The sequence below is a fragment of the Natrinema sp. 1APR25-10V2 genome, assembly GCF_031626495.1.
In the GTDB taxonomy this organism is placed as follows: domain Archaea; phylum Halobacteriota; class Halobacteria; order Halobacteriales; family Natrialbaceae; genus Natrinema.
The window spans coordinates 333,543-348,173 of sequence record NZ_JAMQOJ010000002.1; the positions used below are offsets into that span (position 1 = coordinate 333,543).

Annotated in this window: 14 protein-coding genes and 1 pseudogene; 6 read left to right on the top strand and 9 right to left on the bottom strand. The window is 63.1% G+C overall.

Annotated features, from left to right (window positions below; genetic code table 11):
- The first annotated feature begins 135 nt into the window (after positions 1–135).
- A complete protein-coding gene (locus tag NDO75_RS07390) occupies positions 136–1,350 on the top strand; it encodes a hypothetical protein (protein ID WP_310905513.1) in 1,215 nt (404 codons plus the stop codon).
- Between the two features lie 288 nt (positions 1,351–1,638).
- Here the strand turns inward: NDO75_RS07390 and NDO75_RS07395 are convergent, their stop codons facing one another.
- From NDO75_RS07395 to NDO75_RS07405, 3 genes and pseudogenes are all read right to left on the bottom strand, one after another.
- Entirely contained in the window at positions 1,639–1,839 is a 201-nt protein-coding gene (locus NDO75_RS07395; RefSeq protein ID WP_310905514.1) for a hypothetical protein, read from the bottom strand.
- Positions 1,840–2,210: 371 nt separating this feature from the next.
- Positions 2,211–2,583: pseudogene (locus NDO75_RS07400) on the bottom strand (hypothetical protein).
- The gene (locus NDO75_RS07405; protein WP_310905515.1) at positions 2,584–2,814 is read right to left on the bottom strand and encodes an AbrB/MazE/SpoVT family DNA-binding domain-containing protein; all 231 of its coding nucleotides are present in this window, start codon (positions 2,812–2,814) and stop codon (positions 2,584–2,586) included.
- 161 nt (positions 2,815–2,975) lie between these two features.
- Between NDO75_RS07405 and NDO75_RS07410 the strand changes: the two genes are divergently transcribed.
- Positions 2,976–4,490 carry a hypothetical protein gene (locus NDO75_RS07410; protein ID WP_310905516.1) on the top strand — a complete coding sequence of 505 codons (1,515 nt, stop codon included), beginning with the start codon at positions 2,976–2,978 and terminating at the stop codon, positions 4,488–4,490.
- A gap of 51 nt (positions 4,491–4,541) precedes the next feature.
- Here the strand turns inward: NDO75_RS07410 and NDO75_RS07415 are convergent, their stop codons facing one another.
- Together NDO75_RS07415 and NDO75_RS07420 are read right to left on the bottom strand one after the other, a co-directional pair.
- Positions 4,542–5,903: a hemolysin family protein gene (locus tag NDO75_RS07415; protein ID WP_310905517.1), complete on the bottom strand. Its 1,362-nt coding sequence runs from the start codon at positions 5,901–5,903 to the stop codon at positions 4,542–4,544.
- Positions 5,897–6,070, bottom strand: a complete 174-nt coding sequence (locus NDO75_RS07420) for a hypothetical protein (RefSeq protein WP_310905518.1) — start codon at positions 6,068–6,070, stop codon at positions 5,897–5,899. The genes NDO75_RS07415 and NDO75_RS07420 overlap by 7 nt, the downstream gene beginning before the upstream one ends.
- Before the next feature lie 170 nt (positions 6,071–6,240).
- On the opposite strand from NDO75_RS07420, the gene NDO75_RS07425 reads away from it, so the two are divergent.
- Positions 6,241–7,002 carry a molybdopterin-binding protein gene (locus NDO75_RS07425; RefSeq protein ID WP_310905519.1) on the top strand — a complete coding sequence of 254 codons (762 nt, stop codon included), beginning with the start codon at positions 6,241–6,243 and terminating at the stop codon, positions 7,000–7,002.
- 193 nt (positions 7,003–7,195) lie between these two features.
- Positions 7,196–8,161, top strand: a complete 966-nt coding sequence (locus tag NDO75_RS07430; RefSeq protein ID WP_310905520.1) for a M48 family metalloprotease — start codon at positions 7,196–7,198, stop codon at positions 8,159–8,161.
- 60 nt (positions 8,162–8,221) lie between these two features.
- Here NDO75_RS07430 and NDO75_RS07435 read toward each other — a convergent pair whose 3' ends face one another.
- Positions 8,222–8,866, bottom strand: a complete 645-nt coding sequence (locus NDO75_RS07435; RefSeq protein ID WP_310905521.1) for a metal-dependent hydrolase — start codon at positions 8,864–8,866, stop codon at positions 8,222–8,224.
- Between the two features lie 59 nt (positions 8,867–8,925).
- Positions 8,926–10,494 carry an AarF/UbiB family protein gene (locus tag NDO75_RS07440; RefSeq protein ID WP_310905522.1) on the bottom strand — a complete coding sequence of 523 codons (1,569 nt, stop codon included), beginning with the start codon at positions 10,492–10,494 and terminating at the stop codon, positions 8,926–8,928.
- Between the two features lie 184 nt (positions 10,495–10,678).
- Between NDO75_RS07440 and NDO75_RS07445 the strand changes: the two genes are divergently transcribed.
- Positions 10,679–11,389 (top strand): helix-turn-helix domain-containing protein, encoded by a 711-nt coding sequence (locus NDO75_RS07445; RefSeq protein ID WP_310905523.1) that lies wholly within the window; start codon positions 10,679–10,681, stop codon positions 11,387–11,389.
- Between the two features lie 52 nt (positions 11,390–11,441).
- Here NDO75_RS07445 and gcvH read toward each other — a convergent pair whose 3' ends face one another.
- Together gcvH and gcvT are read right to left on the bottom strand one after the other, a co-directional pair.
- Complete coding sequence (gcvH, locus tag NDO75_RS07450; protein ID WP_310905524.1) at positions 11,442–11,828, bottom strand: glycine cleavage system protein GcvH; 387 nt, start codon at positions 11,826–11,828, stop codon at positions 11,442–11,444.
- The gene (gene gcvT / locus NDO75_RS07455; protein WP_310905525.1) at positions 11,828–12,925 is read right to left on the bottom strand and encodes a glycine cleavage system aminomethyltransferase GcvT; all 1,098 of its coding nucleotides are present in this window, start codon (positions 12,923–12,925) and stop codon (positions 11,828–11,830) included. The genes gcvH and gcvT overlap by 1 nt, the downstream gene beginning before the upstream one ends.
- A gap of 216 nt (positions 12,926–13,141) precedes the next feature.
- On the opposite strand from gcvT, the gene NDO75_RS07460 reads away from it, so the two are divergent.
- Entirely contained in the window at positions 13,142–14,623 is a 1,482-nt protein-coding gene (locus NDO75_RS07460; RefSeq protein WP_310905526.1) for an aldehyde dehydrogenase family protein, read from the top strand.
- The last annotated feature ends 8 nt before the right edge of the window (positions 14,624–14,631 follow it).

The window sequence follows — 14,631 nt, forward strand, 5'->3', positions numbered from 1 at the left end:
TGATTCTCCTGGCGACTAAGGTATTGCTATTATTCTAACTAAGCATTTATTAGCATTATTTATAGCACTTCTTTTTCTAACTAGTGCTATAATCACCAGTAAGAATATATGGCAGTCTGAGAAATATATTAACAAATGAGTTTAATGAAAACATTGCTGCGGTCAGAGGAATCGGGTAAAACACAACCAATACTGCATGAATGGGTCTATGAACACTTACGAGATAGAGCAGGCGAACTTGCTCGTGGGTGGAGTAAGGGTACAGTCCTCTACGAGTACATCATGCTCACTACAGATGCTCACGAGGACGATATCACCCGTTATGAACAGAGGGTAGATGCGGAGCTTGTTGAGTTAGTTGGTGACACTGATATCATACCTGAACTCGGAAAAATAAAAATATCGTCTATACCGTCACAGTATGTGTCTGCCAGTGACGAGATGACGGATAACGGCGTCGAGTTATGGCTCCCAGAGAGTTTGTTAGACGACATCTCTACGTCAGAATACTGGGGTGAGCGTTACTGGGCACAGAATATAGAGGATACGGTACGTGATAGCATTGATTCGGCGTACTCTGACCGTCTGGACCGTATTCAAGCTAAGCAAGAGATAATCAATTACTTAGATTCTGGTGATGAGCCTGAGCACGAGGTGGCACAGGCTGTTGTGACTGGAGAATCAGACAATTACACTGGTTACAACCAAGCTCACGAGATACTCGAAAACCGTGAAATTGAGTTACATGAGCGTACGGAGATACCGATAGACAAGTTCCTTGAACGTGGTAGCGAGATACCGCAGAAACCGAGACGCAAGAGAGAACAAGCGTTGGAAACGGCACTCTGTACGTATTTTGAGCGAACGAACTATGGTATGTCCGAAGGTAAAGCGTATTCCTTTGCTGAGCGAGCATTTGACGACGTGCGTGAGGAGACGGCTCACGACTATGTGGACTCAATAACACTCCCCGAGAATGAGGCCGAGTCCAACCAGAAGAATGAGACCTCAGAAACGAGCACCATGGTTAACGCACAAGAGCAGGAGGTCTCTGCCTGGGAGGCATGCCAAACTGCCAAGGAGAGTGTCATAGAAATTCTGGATGAGAATGATATGGAAAAGAAGGCCCGTCGTGTTGAGCGTATGGCCGCACCACACGTGTGCTTGGTAGACCGTGATATCGTGGAGGATATTGATGATACAGCCGACTCTGAAAAAGAGGCGGAATTGATTGACCAAGTATTGGATGCTGGTACTCTGAGTAGATATTTAGTGGTTAGTCCACAAAATGAAGCTAATGATAAGCTGATGACGTACCTTCATAGCCGCAAAGAGGATTTGTTAGGGTAGGTAGGTGACTAGTTCTAGTTGTGACAGTATTTTCAGTGTTCGAACCACTAGAATAAAGTGGTACGTTATAAGCGAGCGCGCCCGTCAGTTGTGTCTGATGCTCCTTTCGGAGCCTTGCCGAATCATATCGTCTATTTTCCTTTTGCTTTTCAGAATCATGAGAACACAGCTAGAATCGATTAGATAGATGGGTAGTATTGTGAGGTGTTTAGCTCTCGCGTCGATTTGAGACACCATCTGATGATTGAGAGGATAATCTCACGCATTATGCGCGTATGTTAGGAGAGGTTAGGACAGTGACCACGCCATGAACGCCATTGGGATGACTACGAGGGAGACTGTGAAAATAATAGCTGCGAGCGGGATACCAATGATAAACAGCACTAGAGGTGACAGAATCCAGTGGATATCTTGTTTATGGTGGATGTAGGCTGTGACAATCAGACCGCCGACCAACAAGAGCATTTCAAAGGCGAGTCCGACGCTCACTGGTCGACCCTCACGTTACGCAGGTCTCGCTCAAGACGCTCGACGTGGTCTTCCAAGCGGTCTTCGTTCCAATCGAGAAACTGTCTATATTGAGTTGGAATTCGCGTCTCGTGTACGTCTTGATATCTGAAGTTCTGATTTTGCTCGACGGCCAGAGCTTCCTTCGCCCACTTCAGTTCCTCTTCAACCTCACTGTGCACGTCATAATAGAATGAGAATGTCGAACCTAGTTTTTACGATTTGATTGAGTAGCGAGTAGGTCAGCAGAGAGTGAGTTGTGTGGATATCATAATGACAGAGTTTATTATTTCTCCGTCCAGTCGGTCATTGGATACCGATTGGGGTGAGCCGCGTTTAGTGGTTGCGGAGCGTCACTCCTCGTCGACCGTTTTCAGGTCGAGGCGGGCTGTAACGTCTTCGTACGTGTCGTCGCTCGAGACGATGGTGTCGCCGTTCGATTCGACGAGGTGGAGCGCGTCGAAGGGCGTGAAACCGTGATCTTCGACGTAGGTCGCCGCGGCGACGACGGTGTCTACGTCACCCCGTACTTCGACGAGGTCGGCGGCGTTCGTGACGACTCGTTCCGTATCGCGATCCTCCGGTAGACGACCACGAGTAGTTCGATGAGCGTGAACTGTGAGTCCACAGTTCGTCTCGATGGGCGCGGTAGACGGTTTCGGCAGCATCACCGAGCCAGTCTTCGTCCTTGATGAGCGCGAGGAGAAAGTCCGTTTCCGCGTACATTCAGCGTCCTGCCTCGTCCAGTGTCGATCTGCACGCCTCGTCGCGGAGTCCGTCGGCCGTCTTTTCGACGTCGTCGAACTCGTCACGGAGCGCGTCCAGCGGATCGTCCGCGACCGGAACCAGCTCGATTCCGTCGTAAAGCTCGACGATGTGATCGCGGTCGCCGTATCGCTCTCGCAACTCCTTGGGAAGCGTCAGGCGGCCACGGTCATCGAGCGTGGCATCGGACATACCCGGACACCGGTGGGCGGAATGACGAATCTTCCCCACTATCGGAAAGATACCCACGGTCGGGCTGCCAACAACCGGCCACAGGCCGTCAGTAGATCGACCCCCGCTCGAGCCGCCGTCTACACCCCACTTCTATGCGACTGGCCCGCTTTGATCCGGTAATGGCGGATCTGGTCGACCTCGTTCACCGTTCGCTCCGCGACGAGACGTACCGCGAGTTCGACGACCGCGTCGACGAGCAGGCCTCGCGGCTCGCCAACGCCCTCCGCGACGGTCGACTCGACAGTCCAGGCTTCGGACTGGGGATCGAACTCGAGGCCTATGCGGTCGACGGGGGCGGCGAACTCGCTCGAGTGCCAGACGCCGTGCTCGAGAGCGACTGCGAAAAGGAACTCGGGCGGCAGAACGTCGAGTTCCACACCGAGCCGTCGTCGTTCGACGACGACGGAATCGCCGAGCAGGCGGCGGCGCTCCGCCGTCGCTATCGACGCGTGCAACGCGTTGCCGACCGGGAGGGGATCGAAATCGCCCTCGACGCCATGTGGACGATGCCGCCCGCGAAGGGAAGCGACGCCTACCTCGCCGATGTCACCGAACGCGAGGGCGTCACGATCGCCGCAAACATGACGCCATCGCCGCGGTACTGCGCGATCGACAACGACATTCTGGCACGAACGGGAGGTGCGGTCGCCCTCGAGGTGCCGGGAGTCGAGCAGCGCTTTCCCTCGATTCTGTTCGAATCGCTCGCCAGTTCGATCCAGCCCCACGTCCAGATCCCCGACGCCGAGGCGTTTCCGCGCTACTACAATACCGCCATCCGGACGCTCGGGCCGGTGCTCGCGCTGGCGACGAACTCGCCGCTCTTACCGCCCGATCTGTACGACGTCGACGAGCCGTCCCGCCTGCTCGAGGAGACCTACCACGAACTCCGGATTCCGGTGTTCGAGCAGTCGATCAATCGGGCGTGGGAGAAGGTTCGCTTCCCCGGCGACATCGAGGACGCGACCGACACCCTCGAGCGACTCGCCGCCGATCCGACGTGCGCGCCGTTTCTCCGCGAGTGGCTCGCGGACGGCGACCGCGAGGCGTTCTCGGATCGGTTCTGGGAACTCGACCACAAGCGCGGGACCTACTGGCGGTGGCTCCGGGCCGTCATCGGCGGTGAGCCGGTCGGCCGGGGCGACCGGTGGTCGATCCGCATCGAGTACCGCCCGCTGCCGACCCAGCCCACGATCGCGGAGAACATCGGTTTTCAATGTCTGGTCGCCGGCCTGCTCCGCGGATTGGACGTGACCGACCATCCGCTCGCGGATCTCGAGCACGAGGCGGCCGAACGGAGCTTCTACGCGGCGGTCGAAGACGGTCTCGAGGCTGATCTCGCGTGGCTCACCGCCGACGGCGACCGGACGACCGACTCGAGCGTGATCTACGACGAACTCTTCGCGTTCGCCCGGCGCGGTCTCCGCGAACAGGGCGTCTCCCCGGAGACGATCGAGGAGTACCTCGCGCCGCTCGAGGCGCGCTGGGCCCAGCGGACGACGCCGAGCCGGTGGAAACTCGAGCGAGTCGCCGACGGACTCGAGGCGGGGAAATCGTTCGACGAAGCGGTTCAGGAGATGCAACGGGAGTACCTCGAGCGGTCGGCGCGCGACGAGCCGATCACGCAGTGGTCTTGAACCGTTCGCGGCCGACGGTCTCGAACGCAGCCGCGTCAGTTCCGACTGTCATCAGTCGGACGTCTCATCGGCCTCGGCCTCCGGAACGGCCTCGCTGACGATCACCCGCGAGACCCGCGTCCCTTCCACCGCCTCGACGGTCACCTCGTAGCCGCCGGCCTCGACCGCGTCGCCGACCTCGGGCGGTCGACCCAGTCGGCTCAGGACCAGTCCGCCGATGGTGTCGAACGCCTCGCTCTCGAAGGCCGTCTCGAGCGTGGCGTTTACGTCCTGAAGCGAGACGCCGCCGTCCATGGCGTAGCGGCCGTCGGTCAGTTCGTCGATCGAGGGCTCCATATCGGCGACGTCGAACTCGTCTTGGATCTCGCCGATCACGACCTCGATGACGTCTTCGATCGTGAGGATCCCCTCGAACGCTCCCCACTCGTCGATGACGACCGCCAGTTGGACGTTCCGTGCGCGAAACTCCGTGAGGATCTCGTCGATCCGGCGGGTCTCGGGGACGATGAGCACGTCTCGAGCGAGGTCGCGCGCGGTCGGTTCCTCGGCCGACGATCCGTCGTCCTCGTCCGCCGTCTCGATCGCGTGGAGAACGTCCTTGGCGTGAACGAAGCCGATGACGGGTTCGTCGGCGTCCTCGTCGACGATTGGGAACCGGGTATAGCTCCCGCTCCCGGCGACGGTCCGGAGTTCCGAGAGCGGCATGTCGGCGCGGACGGTGACCACGTCCGGGCGGGGAACCATCACCTCGCGGGCGATCGTGTCACTCAGGTCGAAGACGGCCTCGATCATCTCGACTTCGTCCGTTCCGACGGCGCCCTGTTCACCGGACTGCGAGACGATGCGCACGATCTCCTCCGGACTGTGGCTCTCGTCGCGCTCCGACGCCGGCGCGACCCCGATCAGGCGCGTGAAGAAGTTCGCCGTCCCGTTGAAGACGACGATACCGGGGATGAAAATGTAGTAGAAGAACTTCATCGGCGCAGCGACCAGCAGCGCGATCCGCTCGGCCTCCGCGATGGCGAGCGTCTTCGGCGCGAGTTCGCCGAAGACGACGTGGAGGAACGTGATGACGCTGAACCCGATCGCGATGGAGACCAGGTGAAGCGTGCCAGCCGGCAGCACCGGCCCTAATACGGGCTCGAGCAACGAGGCGATGGCCGGTTCGCCGACCCACCCGAGCCCCAGCGAGGCGATCGTGATCCCCAGCTGGGTTGTCGCCAGATAGTCGTCCAAGTTCTCCTCGGCCTCCTGGACCAGCTTCGCTGACGACTTCCCCTCCTCCACGAGCGTCTGGATCTGGGTCGATCGAATCCGGACGTAGGCGAACTCCGCCGCGACGAAGAAGCCGTTCAGGAAGACCAGGAAGAGTGCGAAGAGGAGCCGACCGATCGAGAAAGCGAGGTCTACCATCGGTCCCACCTCGTCGACCGCGAGCGGTTCGTCGGCGTCGCTCTCACGGCGATTCCTCGGCGCACTCGACGACCGATCCGTCGACCCCGTTCGCTCGAGCGAACGGGCTGACGGACGACGTTCGGCGGCGAACTCGCTGTGTCCTCGCCGCCGGTAGAGACGACCATACGGGCACTTGGCACACGACTTACAAAACCGTAGCGCTGGCGATCTGCCGCAGCGGCGTCGCACAATCGTCTGAAGCCGCGGTCGACATCAACCGTCGACGGCAACGCTGATTCGTCCGATCGATAGCCGGGTCCGGAGCCGATAACTGCCTGTACCTCCAACGCCGCCCATGAACGTCGCGATCGTCACCGTCGGCGACGAGATCCTCGCGGGGTCGACCACCAACACCAACGCGTCGTGGCTGGCCGAGCGGATCACCGAACGCGGCAGCACCGTCGGTCGGATCCTGACGATCCCCGACGACTGCGACCTCATCGCCGACTACGTCGCCCGCTGGAGCGACGAGTTCGACGCCGTCATCGTCACCGGCGGCATCGGCGGCACGCCCGACGACGTGACCGTCGAAGCCGTCGCCGACGGCCTCGAGCGAGACTTCATCGTGCACGGCGAGATCCGCGAGCGCCTCCTCGAGAAGGCCGCCGCCTTCCGCGACGAGAATCCGGAGATGGTCGAGGAGTACGACCTCCAACTGGACATCGACGCGGCCGCCTCGATCCCCGAGGGTGCGACCCCGATCGTCATCGACGAGGGGTGGGCACCCGGCTGCGTCGTCGAGAACGTCTACGTCTTCGCCGGCATCCCCAACGAGATGCAGGCCATGTTCGAGCAGGTAGCCGACGAGTTTCAGGGCGACGCCGTCGCTCGGACGATCTACACGCCCGCCCCCGAAGGGTCGCTCCACGAGGCGCTCGAGGCTGTGAGCCAGCGGTTCGACGTTTCCGTCGGCAGCTATCCCCGAAGCGAGCACCGACCGGGCCGGATTCGGGTCTCGAGTACCGACCCCGAGACGGTCGACGAGGCGATAGACTGGCTTCGGGAGCGCGTCGAGACGACCGAGCAGCCGTCGGCCGATATGGACACCACGGATTGACGGATGGCAGTCCCTTCTCGAGCAGTCGAGTCCGCTATCCGCTTCCGGAGCCCACTAACCCGCGAAGTACGCGACCGGATCCGTCGTGGCTCTGGTGACAATGGCGACCCGCTGGCCACGGCGAGCGGCTGAGAACGCACCGTCGACGTGACCAATAAAAATATTTGCTGGCGAGGGTGAAATAACGTCGGCAATGCGACTGACGAGGAAGGCCGGACTCGCGACTCGCGCTGCTCTTTCGGCGTCGATCAGTGGAGCAGTGCTCGCTGGCAGCCTCGCTATCGTGCTGGCGATCGCGGTCGTCAGTGGAATGGTGTTTTCCGCGTATGCGTCCGATCTGCTCCGTTTCGCTCATATTTCTCTTCCCGACGTGGTATGGTCAGCAGTCTGGTCGCTCTGTGGTCTCTGCGCCTTCGGCTGGTTCGCTCGAGCGATTGTAAACGCCGTTCGAACTGAACGTGCCGACTCATTCCAGCGAACGACGCCGCTCTCGAAGTCAACGGTAGACGAACCGGCGAACGTCGAGTACACAGTCGGTCGTCTGGCGAGACAAACAGATGTCCCAAAACCGCCGATACGAGTCAATCCGACGGCGACGCCGCTCGCCTTCACGACCTATCGACCGGACGATCCGATTGTCAGAACCAGTCACGACGCGACGCCAGTTATCGTCGTCTCGCAAGGACTCATAGAGACGCTATCCGAGTCGGAGCTATCGGCAGTCCTCGCACACGAACTCGCCCACATTTCCAGCGACGATCTTCGACTGCTCACGGTGGTACTCGTCCCCCTTATCGCCGCTGAAACGCTTACACCGGACGAGGGGAGTACGTCGAACGTCTTCGAAGTTTGCGGGCACTACCTCAGTTTTATCGCACTGATCGGAGTCAGCGTTTTCTCCCGAGGTCGAGAACTGGCCGCCGACCGCGCCGCTGCAGAGTTGACCGGTGATCCGACTGCACTTGCGACTGCGCTCGAGAAACTCGACGACACAGCGCCTGTCAAACCGACAGCGGATCTTCGCGAGCACGCCCGATCGGCGAACGCGATCGCTATTCTTCCGACGCTCGGCAACGAACGCCCCAGTTCGGGGCTTCGTTCGACGCATCCGCCGCTCGAGACGCGTCTCGAGCGGCTTCGCTCGCTGGCAGCCAACTGATCTGCGAAACACCGTACCAGCCGAGCGTCGCTGTCGCTCCGTGTTAGAAGCTTTCCGAGGTCACGCCGAGCGGCGGTCCTCGAGGATCCGCACGCCCACCGCGGTCAGGCCGGCGACGGTGAGCACGAACCGCTCGCCGGTCGCCGCGATGGGGAAGATTCGCTCGACGCCCGTCGCGGGTTCGCCGCGCGTCGGATCGAACCCGGTTCTGTAGTGGGTGTTCTCGGTCGTCCCGCGGGCCGTCGCCTCGGCGAGTCCGCTCCCCTCGAGTTCGACGAACGTCTGGACGAGTCCGCGCTGGTCGGTGACGAGCAGCGACCCCGAGAGGTCGTAAAACCGGTCGTGCATCGGCCAGAGGAGGTTGACACCGTTGAAGAAAGCGTCGAACAGAATATGCGCGAACAGCAACGCGGCGAGCGTGGTCCACGCGACTCGAGGGGCCGCCTCGCCCCACCGCTCCCGAACCAGCGACTCCTCGCGGATCGCGCCGTCCCACAGCAGGACGGCGGCGGGGACGAGAACGATCCAGAGGTTGTGGAACGCCGCGCGGTGCGTTCCGGGGACGACGACTCCGATCAGGGTATCGAGATCGAGCAGGGCGCTCGCCCCCATCACGAGCAGGATCTTGCGGGTGTCGAATGCGTCGCCGAGCAGCGCGACGCCGAGCAGACCCGCGAACGCGACGTGGACGACGGTCGATGGCACGTCTCGCCGACTCGAACTGCGAGGGCTTGACTGTTGGGGAGCAGTCGGCGACCGCGGTCTCAGCCGCGCCGCCGACGGCGAACGTACTGGCCGAGAAAGAGGAGGCCGAACAGCGCGCTCACGGTACCGAGCGGCTCCGCGCGGAACGCGAGGACCGAGGCGGCGACGAACAGGGAGCCGGCGACGATCGCGTAGCCGACCGCCGGGTCCCCGCCGGCGGTCGGTTCGACCGGCTCGGTCCGGACGACGAGCTCGCCGCGCTCGAGCTGGCCGAAGACGGTATCGAACCGCGCCGGGGCCCGCGCCAGGACGGGTACCGACGCGCGGAGGTCGTCGCGAACGTCCTTGAGCAGGGCTTCGAATTCGCTCTCGATGAACCCGCGGTCGACGAGGAACGAGCGCGTGACCGCGATGAAGTCGAAGTCGGGGTCGAGAGTTCGGCAGACGCCCTCGCCGACCGTCCCGACCCGCACGAGCAGCATCACGTTCGGCGGGATGCGGAACGGAAACTCGTGCAGCCTCGCGAACAGCTGAGTGATGATCTGTTGCCAGGAGACGTCCGACTGGCCCTCGAGGTTCTCGATCACCAGTTCGAGCACCCGCCGCACCTCGGTCCGATCGACCGAGGGATCGAGCACCTCGAGCGCGACGAGCGCGTTCAGGAGGCCGTCGACGTCGCGGCGGACGAGGGTCCGGTAGAGGGTCGTAATGTCTTCCTGTTCCCCCGGCGTGAGCCGCTGGCTCATCCCGTAGTCGTAGATGGCGAGCCGGCCGTCGTCGGTCACCGAGAGGTTGCCGGGGTGTGGATCCGCGTGGAAGACACCGTCGACGAGGCCCATCTGCAGGTACGTGCGGGCGATCACCGTCGCCATCTCGGTCGGCTCGACGCCGGCGTCCGCGAGGGCCCGGTCGTCGGTGACCTTCCGCCCCTCGACGTACTCCATGGCCACGACGCGGTCCGAACACAGGTCGGGGTAGATGTCGGGAATGACGATCCGGTCGTCGTCCGCGAAGTTGTCCCTGATCTCCGCCATGATCGACGCTTCGCGCTCGAAGTCCAGTTCCTCGAGGACGATCTCCTCGAAGTCGTCGGCGATGTTCTCGATCGAGTACCGCTGGCGCTCGTCGGCGACGGTCGCGAGCAGCGGGACGAACCCCCGAATGACGCGGAGGTCACGCTCGATCAGCGACGCCAGCCCCGGTCGGCGGACCTTCAGGGCGATCCGTTCGCCCTCGTACTCGACGGTGTAGACGAACGCGAGCGAGCCGCCCGCGACCGGCTCGAGCGTCTCGAGGTCGAGGGCGTCGCCGAGTTCGGACTCGACAACGGTCAGCGGATCGCCGCCCGCGTCCTCGGGGACCTCGTCCTGCAGCGTCGCGAACGCCTCGACGTACGTCGGCGGGACGATGTCCGGCCGCGTCGACAGCACCTGACCGACCTTGATGAACGCGGGGCCGAGCTCGAGCATCGTCTCCGTGATCCGCTCGGCCCGCTCCCGGTGGGTAGCGGTCGAAACCCGTCTCGATGGGCCGAACAACAGGAATCGCCGACGATCCCGGAGAAACGCGATCGCGAGGGGGAGAAACCGAACGAGGACCTGCAGGTAGCGGAGATAGTAGCCCCTCATCGGTCGTCGGCGGCGTGCTCGGTCGGAAACCCGTCCATACGTCGCCTTCGAACACCGAGCACAAATACATCGGTGATCCGACGGGCGATACGGGCCGCGAACTCGGCGATCGCTCTTGGGTCGACCCGCGCGGCCGGCGTCTCGGCTCCGGTAGGTACTTGAGTCGACCGGGCGACCGACGGGTATGGGCGGGCGCGGACCGAAACGGGAACTCGCGGAGAAGATCGCCGGGGAGATCACGCTGAGCGACGATCCCGGCGCGACGCTACGGAAGTGGCGCACCGACTTCGACGTCTCGCAGACCGACCTCGCGGCCGAACTCGACGTCTCGTCGTCGGTCATCTCCGACTACGAGAGCGGCCGCCGGGAGAGCCCCGGCATCGGCGTCGTCGGTCGCCTCGTCGAGGGACTACTCGCGATCGACGAGCGCCGCGGCGGCGAGCGTATCCGCCAGTACGGCCGGGTGCTCTCGGCGGGCTTCGAGAGCGACGTGGTCTACGACCTGCGAGAGTACGCCACCTCGATCCCCCTCGCACAGCTCTACGACGACCTCGAGGCCACGGAAGTCGCTTCGAGCGGTACCGACCGCGTCAGCGGCCACACCGTCATCGACAGTATCGAGGCGATCACCCGCCTCTCGAGCGAGGAGTTCTTCCGGCTCTACGGGCAGAGCACGAACCGCGTCCTCGTCTTTACAGGCGTGACGCGGGGCGAGTCCCCGCTGGTCGCGCTGCGCGTCGTCAACCCGACGCCGAACGCGGTCATCCTCCACGGCATCGACGAGGCCGACCTCTGGGACCACGCGGCCGATCTGGCGCGGATCGACGGCTACTCGCTGGCCGTCACGAACGCGCCGCTGGACGAGATGCTCGAGCATCTCGTGACCCTCGAGTGAGGGACGATGTGAATACGCCGTAGACGACGAAGCCGAGCGGCCGAAAAGCCGTTTACGCGATCTGGTTCTCGTATTCGTCGGCGGTCAGGCAGTCCTCGAGTTCGTCGGGATCGTCGGGCTCGAGCTCGAGCATCCAGCCCTCGCCGAAGGGATCCTCGTTGACGAGTTCGGGTGCGTCGAACAGGTCGTCGTTGATCGCGACGACCTCGCCGCCGACCGGCGCGTAGAGGTCGGAGACGGCCTTGATCGACTCGACGACGCCGAACTCGGCTTCCTGTTCGAGGTCGTCGCCCGTATCGGGGAGTTCGACGAAGACCACGTCGCCGAGTTCGTCCTGTGCGAAGTCGGAGATGCCGACCCGAACGGTGCCGTCGTCCGTCTCGAGTGCCCACTCGTGCGATTCCAGATACCGTCTGTCGTCGGGAACGTCGAAGCTCATTATACTGTGTCGATGAAGGGGGTCGTTTCAACTCTTGCCTTTTTGGACTGCCCGCGGACGATCACCTGCAGCGTCGTCCCCGGTTCCGCGTATTCGACCGGAACGTAGCCCAGCCCGATCGCTCGCTCGAGCGTGGGACTCATCGTCCCGCTCGTAACGGTGCCGATGACCCGGCTCTCGACGTTCGTGATGTCGTAGCCGTGCCGGGGGACGCCGCGGTCGATCAGCTGGAAGCCGACCAATCGTTCGCCGACGCCCGTGTTCTCGATTTCGGCGAGTGCGTCCCGGCCGACGAACTCGGTCTCGAGCGCGACGGTGAAGCCGATGCCGGCCTCGTAGGGCGTCCGCGGATCGGTCTCGGGGTCGAAGTCCTGTCCGGCGAGCAACAGCCCGGCCTCGATGCGGAGCGTGTCGCGCGCGCCGAGCCCGCAGGGCTGGCAGTCGAACGCCGCCCAGATTTCCTCGGCCGCCGTCCAGGGGACGATCAGTTCGAAGCCGTCTTCGCCGGTGTAGCCCGTTCGAGCGGTCCAGCACTCGATGCCGTCGATCGTCGCGTAGCGGGCCTCGAAGCGCTCGAGGTCGTCGACGGACCCCTCGGCGGCGCTCTCGACCAGATCGACCGCGTTCGGCCCCTGTACCGCGAACATCGCGTACTCGTCGGTCCGGTTGTCGACGGTCGCCTCGAGGTCCCACTCGTTGCGGTAGCGGATCCACCGCTCGTGGGTCGCTTCGTCGGTGCCGGCGTTGGGGACGAACAGATAGGTCGGCTGGCCGTTCTCATCGGGGAGCCGGTAGACCACGGTATCGTCGAGGATGATCCCCTCCTCGTCGGTGATGGCGGCGTACTGGGAGTCGCCGACCGAGAGCCGGGAGACGTCGTTCGACGTGAGCCGTTGCATCAGTTCCGTCGCGTCCGGGCCGGAGACGTGAATCTGGCCCATGTGCGAGACGTCGAAGATACCCGCGTTCTCCCTGACGGCCGCGTGCTCGGTCTGGATCGAATCGAACTCGACCGCCATATCCCAGCCGCCAAACTCCGTGAACTTCGCCCCGCGCTCGTCGTGAATCCCACGTAACGGCGGCGTCTGAAGCGGCATACCCGGAACGTCATCCGCGGAGTAGTAATGTCTTTTCGTCGGTCGAACGCGCGGACCGTTGCCGGATTCGACGCCGATTCCCGCGGACCTCGAGTCGACTTCTCACACGTTCGGTCCGACGGATCAGGGCCGAAACCTGATGCGGTTAACAACGCAGCGAACTATCGTCTCCGGTTGCCGAAACTATTTGCCTAAAAACAACGAACAGACCCCCGTATGAGCGCACCGAAACTCGAGCCACAGGCGGAGTGGGATCGGATTTACATCAACGGCGAGTGGCGCGAGGCCGCGAGCGGTGAGACGCTTCCCGTCGAAAATCCGGCGAAACAGGAAGTGTTTACGGAAGTACCGGCCGCGACGGAAGACGACGTAGACGACGCCTACGAAGCGGCCGAGGCCGCCCAGCCGGACTGGGAAGACACGCCCCGCGAGGAGCGAAACGAGATCGTCCAGAACCTGCTGGACGAACTCAACGCCCGCTTCGAGGAGATCGCGGGTCTGCTCGCGACGGAAGCCGGCACGCCCGGCTACCGCGCGATGGGGGAGTTCGCCACCGCAACGGGCGACGTGGAGATGGCCCTGGAACTCGAGGCGCCAGACGAGGAGGTCCGTCCTTCGTCGTCGATCGACGACAAGGAAAACCACATCGTCTACGAGCCGGTCGGCGTCGTCGGCGTCATCTCGCCGTGGAACTTCCCGCTGCACCTCTCTCTGCGAGCGGTCGCGCCCGCAATCGCGTTGGGGAACACCGTCGTCCTGAAGCCGGCCACCGATACCCCGATCACGGGCGGGTTGCTGATCGCGAAGCTCTGCGAGGCCGCGGGCGTCCCCGACGGCGTCGTCAACGTCGTCACCGGTCGCGGCTCCGACATCGGCGACCGGATGACGAACCATCCGACGCCGCGGGTCATCTCCTTTACCGGCTCGACGGCCGTCGGCAAGGGCGTCGCCGAGAACGCCGGCGGGAGCCTCGCGCTGCCCGCCCTCGAACTCGGCGGCAACGCGCCGTTCATCGTCACCGACGAGGCCGACCTCGAGCGGGCCGCCCGCGCCGGCGCGTTCGGGTCGTTCTTCCACCAGGGGCAGGTCTGCATCTCGATCAACCGCCACCTCGTCCACGAGTCGCTGTACGACGAGTACGTCGACCTGCTGGTCGACCACGCCGAATCACTCATCATGGGCGACCCCTCCGAGAACGAGAACGTCACCTTCGGCCCGGTCCAGAACGAGACCCAGCGCGACGACCTGGTCGAGTTCATCGAGGAGACGGTCGACGCCGGTGCGACTCTCGAGACGGGCGGCGAGGCCGACGGCCTGTTCGTCGAGCCGACGGTGCTCTCGGACTGCACCAACGACATGCCGACGGCCTGCAACGAGCACTTCGGCCCCGTCGCACCCGTGATCCCGTTCTCGGACGACGAGGAAGCCATCGAACTGGCCAACGACACCGAGTACGGCCTCTCGGCGGCGGTCTTCTGCGAGGACGAAGACCGCGCCCGCGACCTCGCCGACCGCGTCGAAGCCGGCATGGTCCACATCAACGACCAGCCGATCAACGAGGATCACAACGCGCCCTTCGGCGGCGTCAAGCAGTCCGGCCTCGGCCGCTACCACGGCGAGTGGATCGTGCAGGAGCTGACCGAGCCCAAGTGGATCTCGGTACAGGGCGAGGAGCGCGATTACTTCATCTTCGAGTAGAGCGACGG

Coding starts and splice junctions, on each gene's coding strand:
- NDO75_RS07390 (WP_310905513.1), top strand. CDS start 136: ATGAGTTTAATGAAAACATTGCTGCGGTCAGAGGAATCGGGTAAAACA.
- NDO75_RS07405 (WP_310905515.1), bottom strand. CDS start 2,814: ATGTCCGATGCCACGCTCGATGACCGTGGCCGCCTGACGCTTCCCAAG.
- NDO75_RS07410 (WP_310905516.1), top strand. CDS start 2,976: ATGGCGGATCTGGTCGACCTCGTTCACCGTTCGCTCCGCGACGAGACG.
- NDO75_RS07415 (WP_310905517.1), bottom strand. CDS start 5,903: ATGGTAGACCTCGCTTTCTCGATCGGTCGGCTCCTCTTCGCACTCTTC.
- NDO75_RS07420 (WP_310905518.1), bottom strand. CDS start 6,070: ATGGTCGTCTCTACCGGCGGCGAGGACACAGCGAGTTCGCCGCCGAAC.
- NDO75_RS07425 (WP_310905519.1), top strand. CDS start 6,241: ATGAACGTCGCGATCGTCACCGTCGGCGACGAGATCCTCGCGGGGTCG.
- NDO75_RS07430 (WP_310905520.1), top strand. CDS start 7,196: ATGCGACTGACGAGGAAGGCCGGACTCGCGACTCGCGCTGCTCTTTCG.
- NDO75_RS07440 (WP_310905522.1), bottom strand. CDS start 10,494: ATGAGGGGCTACTATCTCCGCTACCTGCAGGTCCTCGTTCGGTTTCTC.
- NDO75_RS07445 (WP_310905523.1), top strand. CDS start 10,679: ATGGGCGGGCGCGGACCGAAACGGGAACTCGCGGAGAAGATCGCCGGG.
- gcvH (WP_310905524.1), bottom strand. CDS start 11,828: ATGAGCTTCGACGTTCCCGACGACAGACGGTATCTGGAATCGCACGAG.
- gcvT (WP_310905525.1), bottom strand. CDS start 12,925: ATGCCGCTTCAGACGCCGCCGTTACGTGGGATTCACGACGAGCGCGGG.
- NDO75_RS07460 (WP_310905526.1), top strand. CDS start 13,142: ATGAGCGCACCGAAACTCGAGCCACAGGCGGAGTGGGATCGGATTTAC.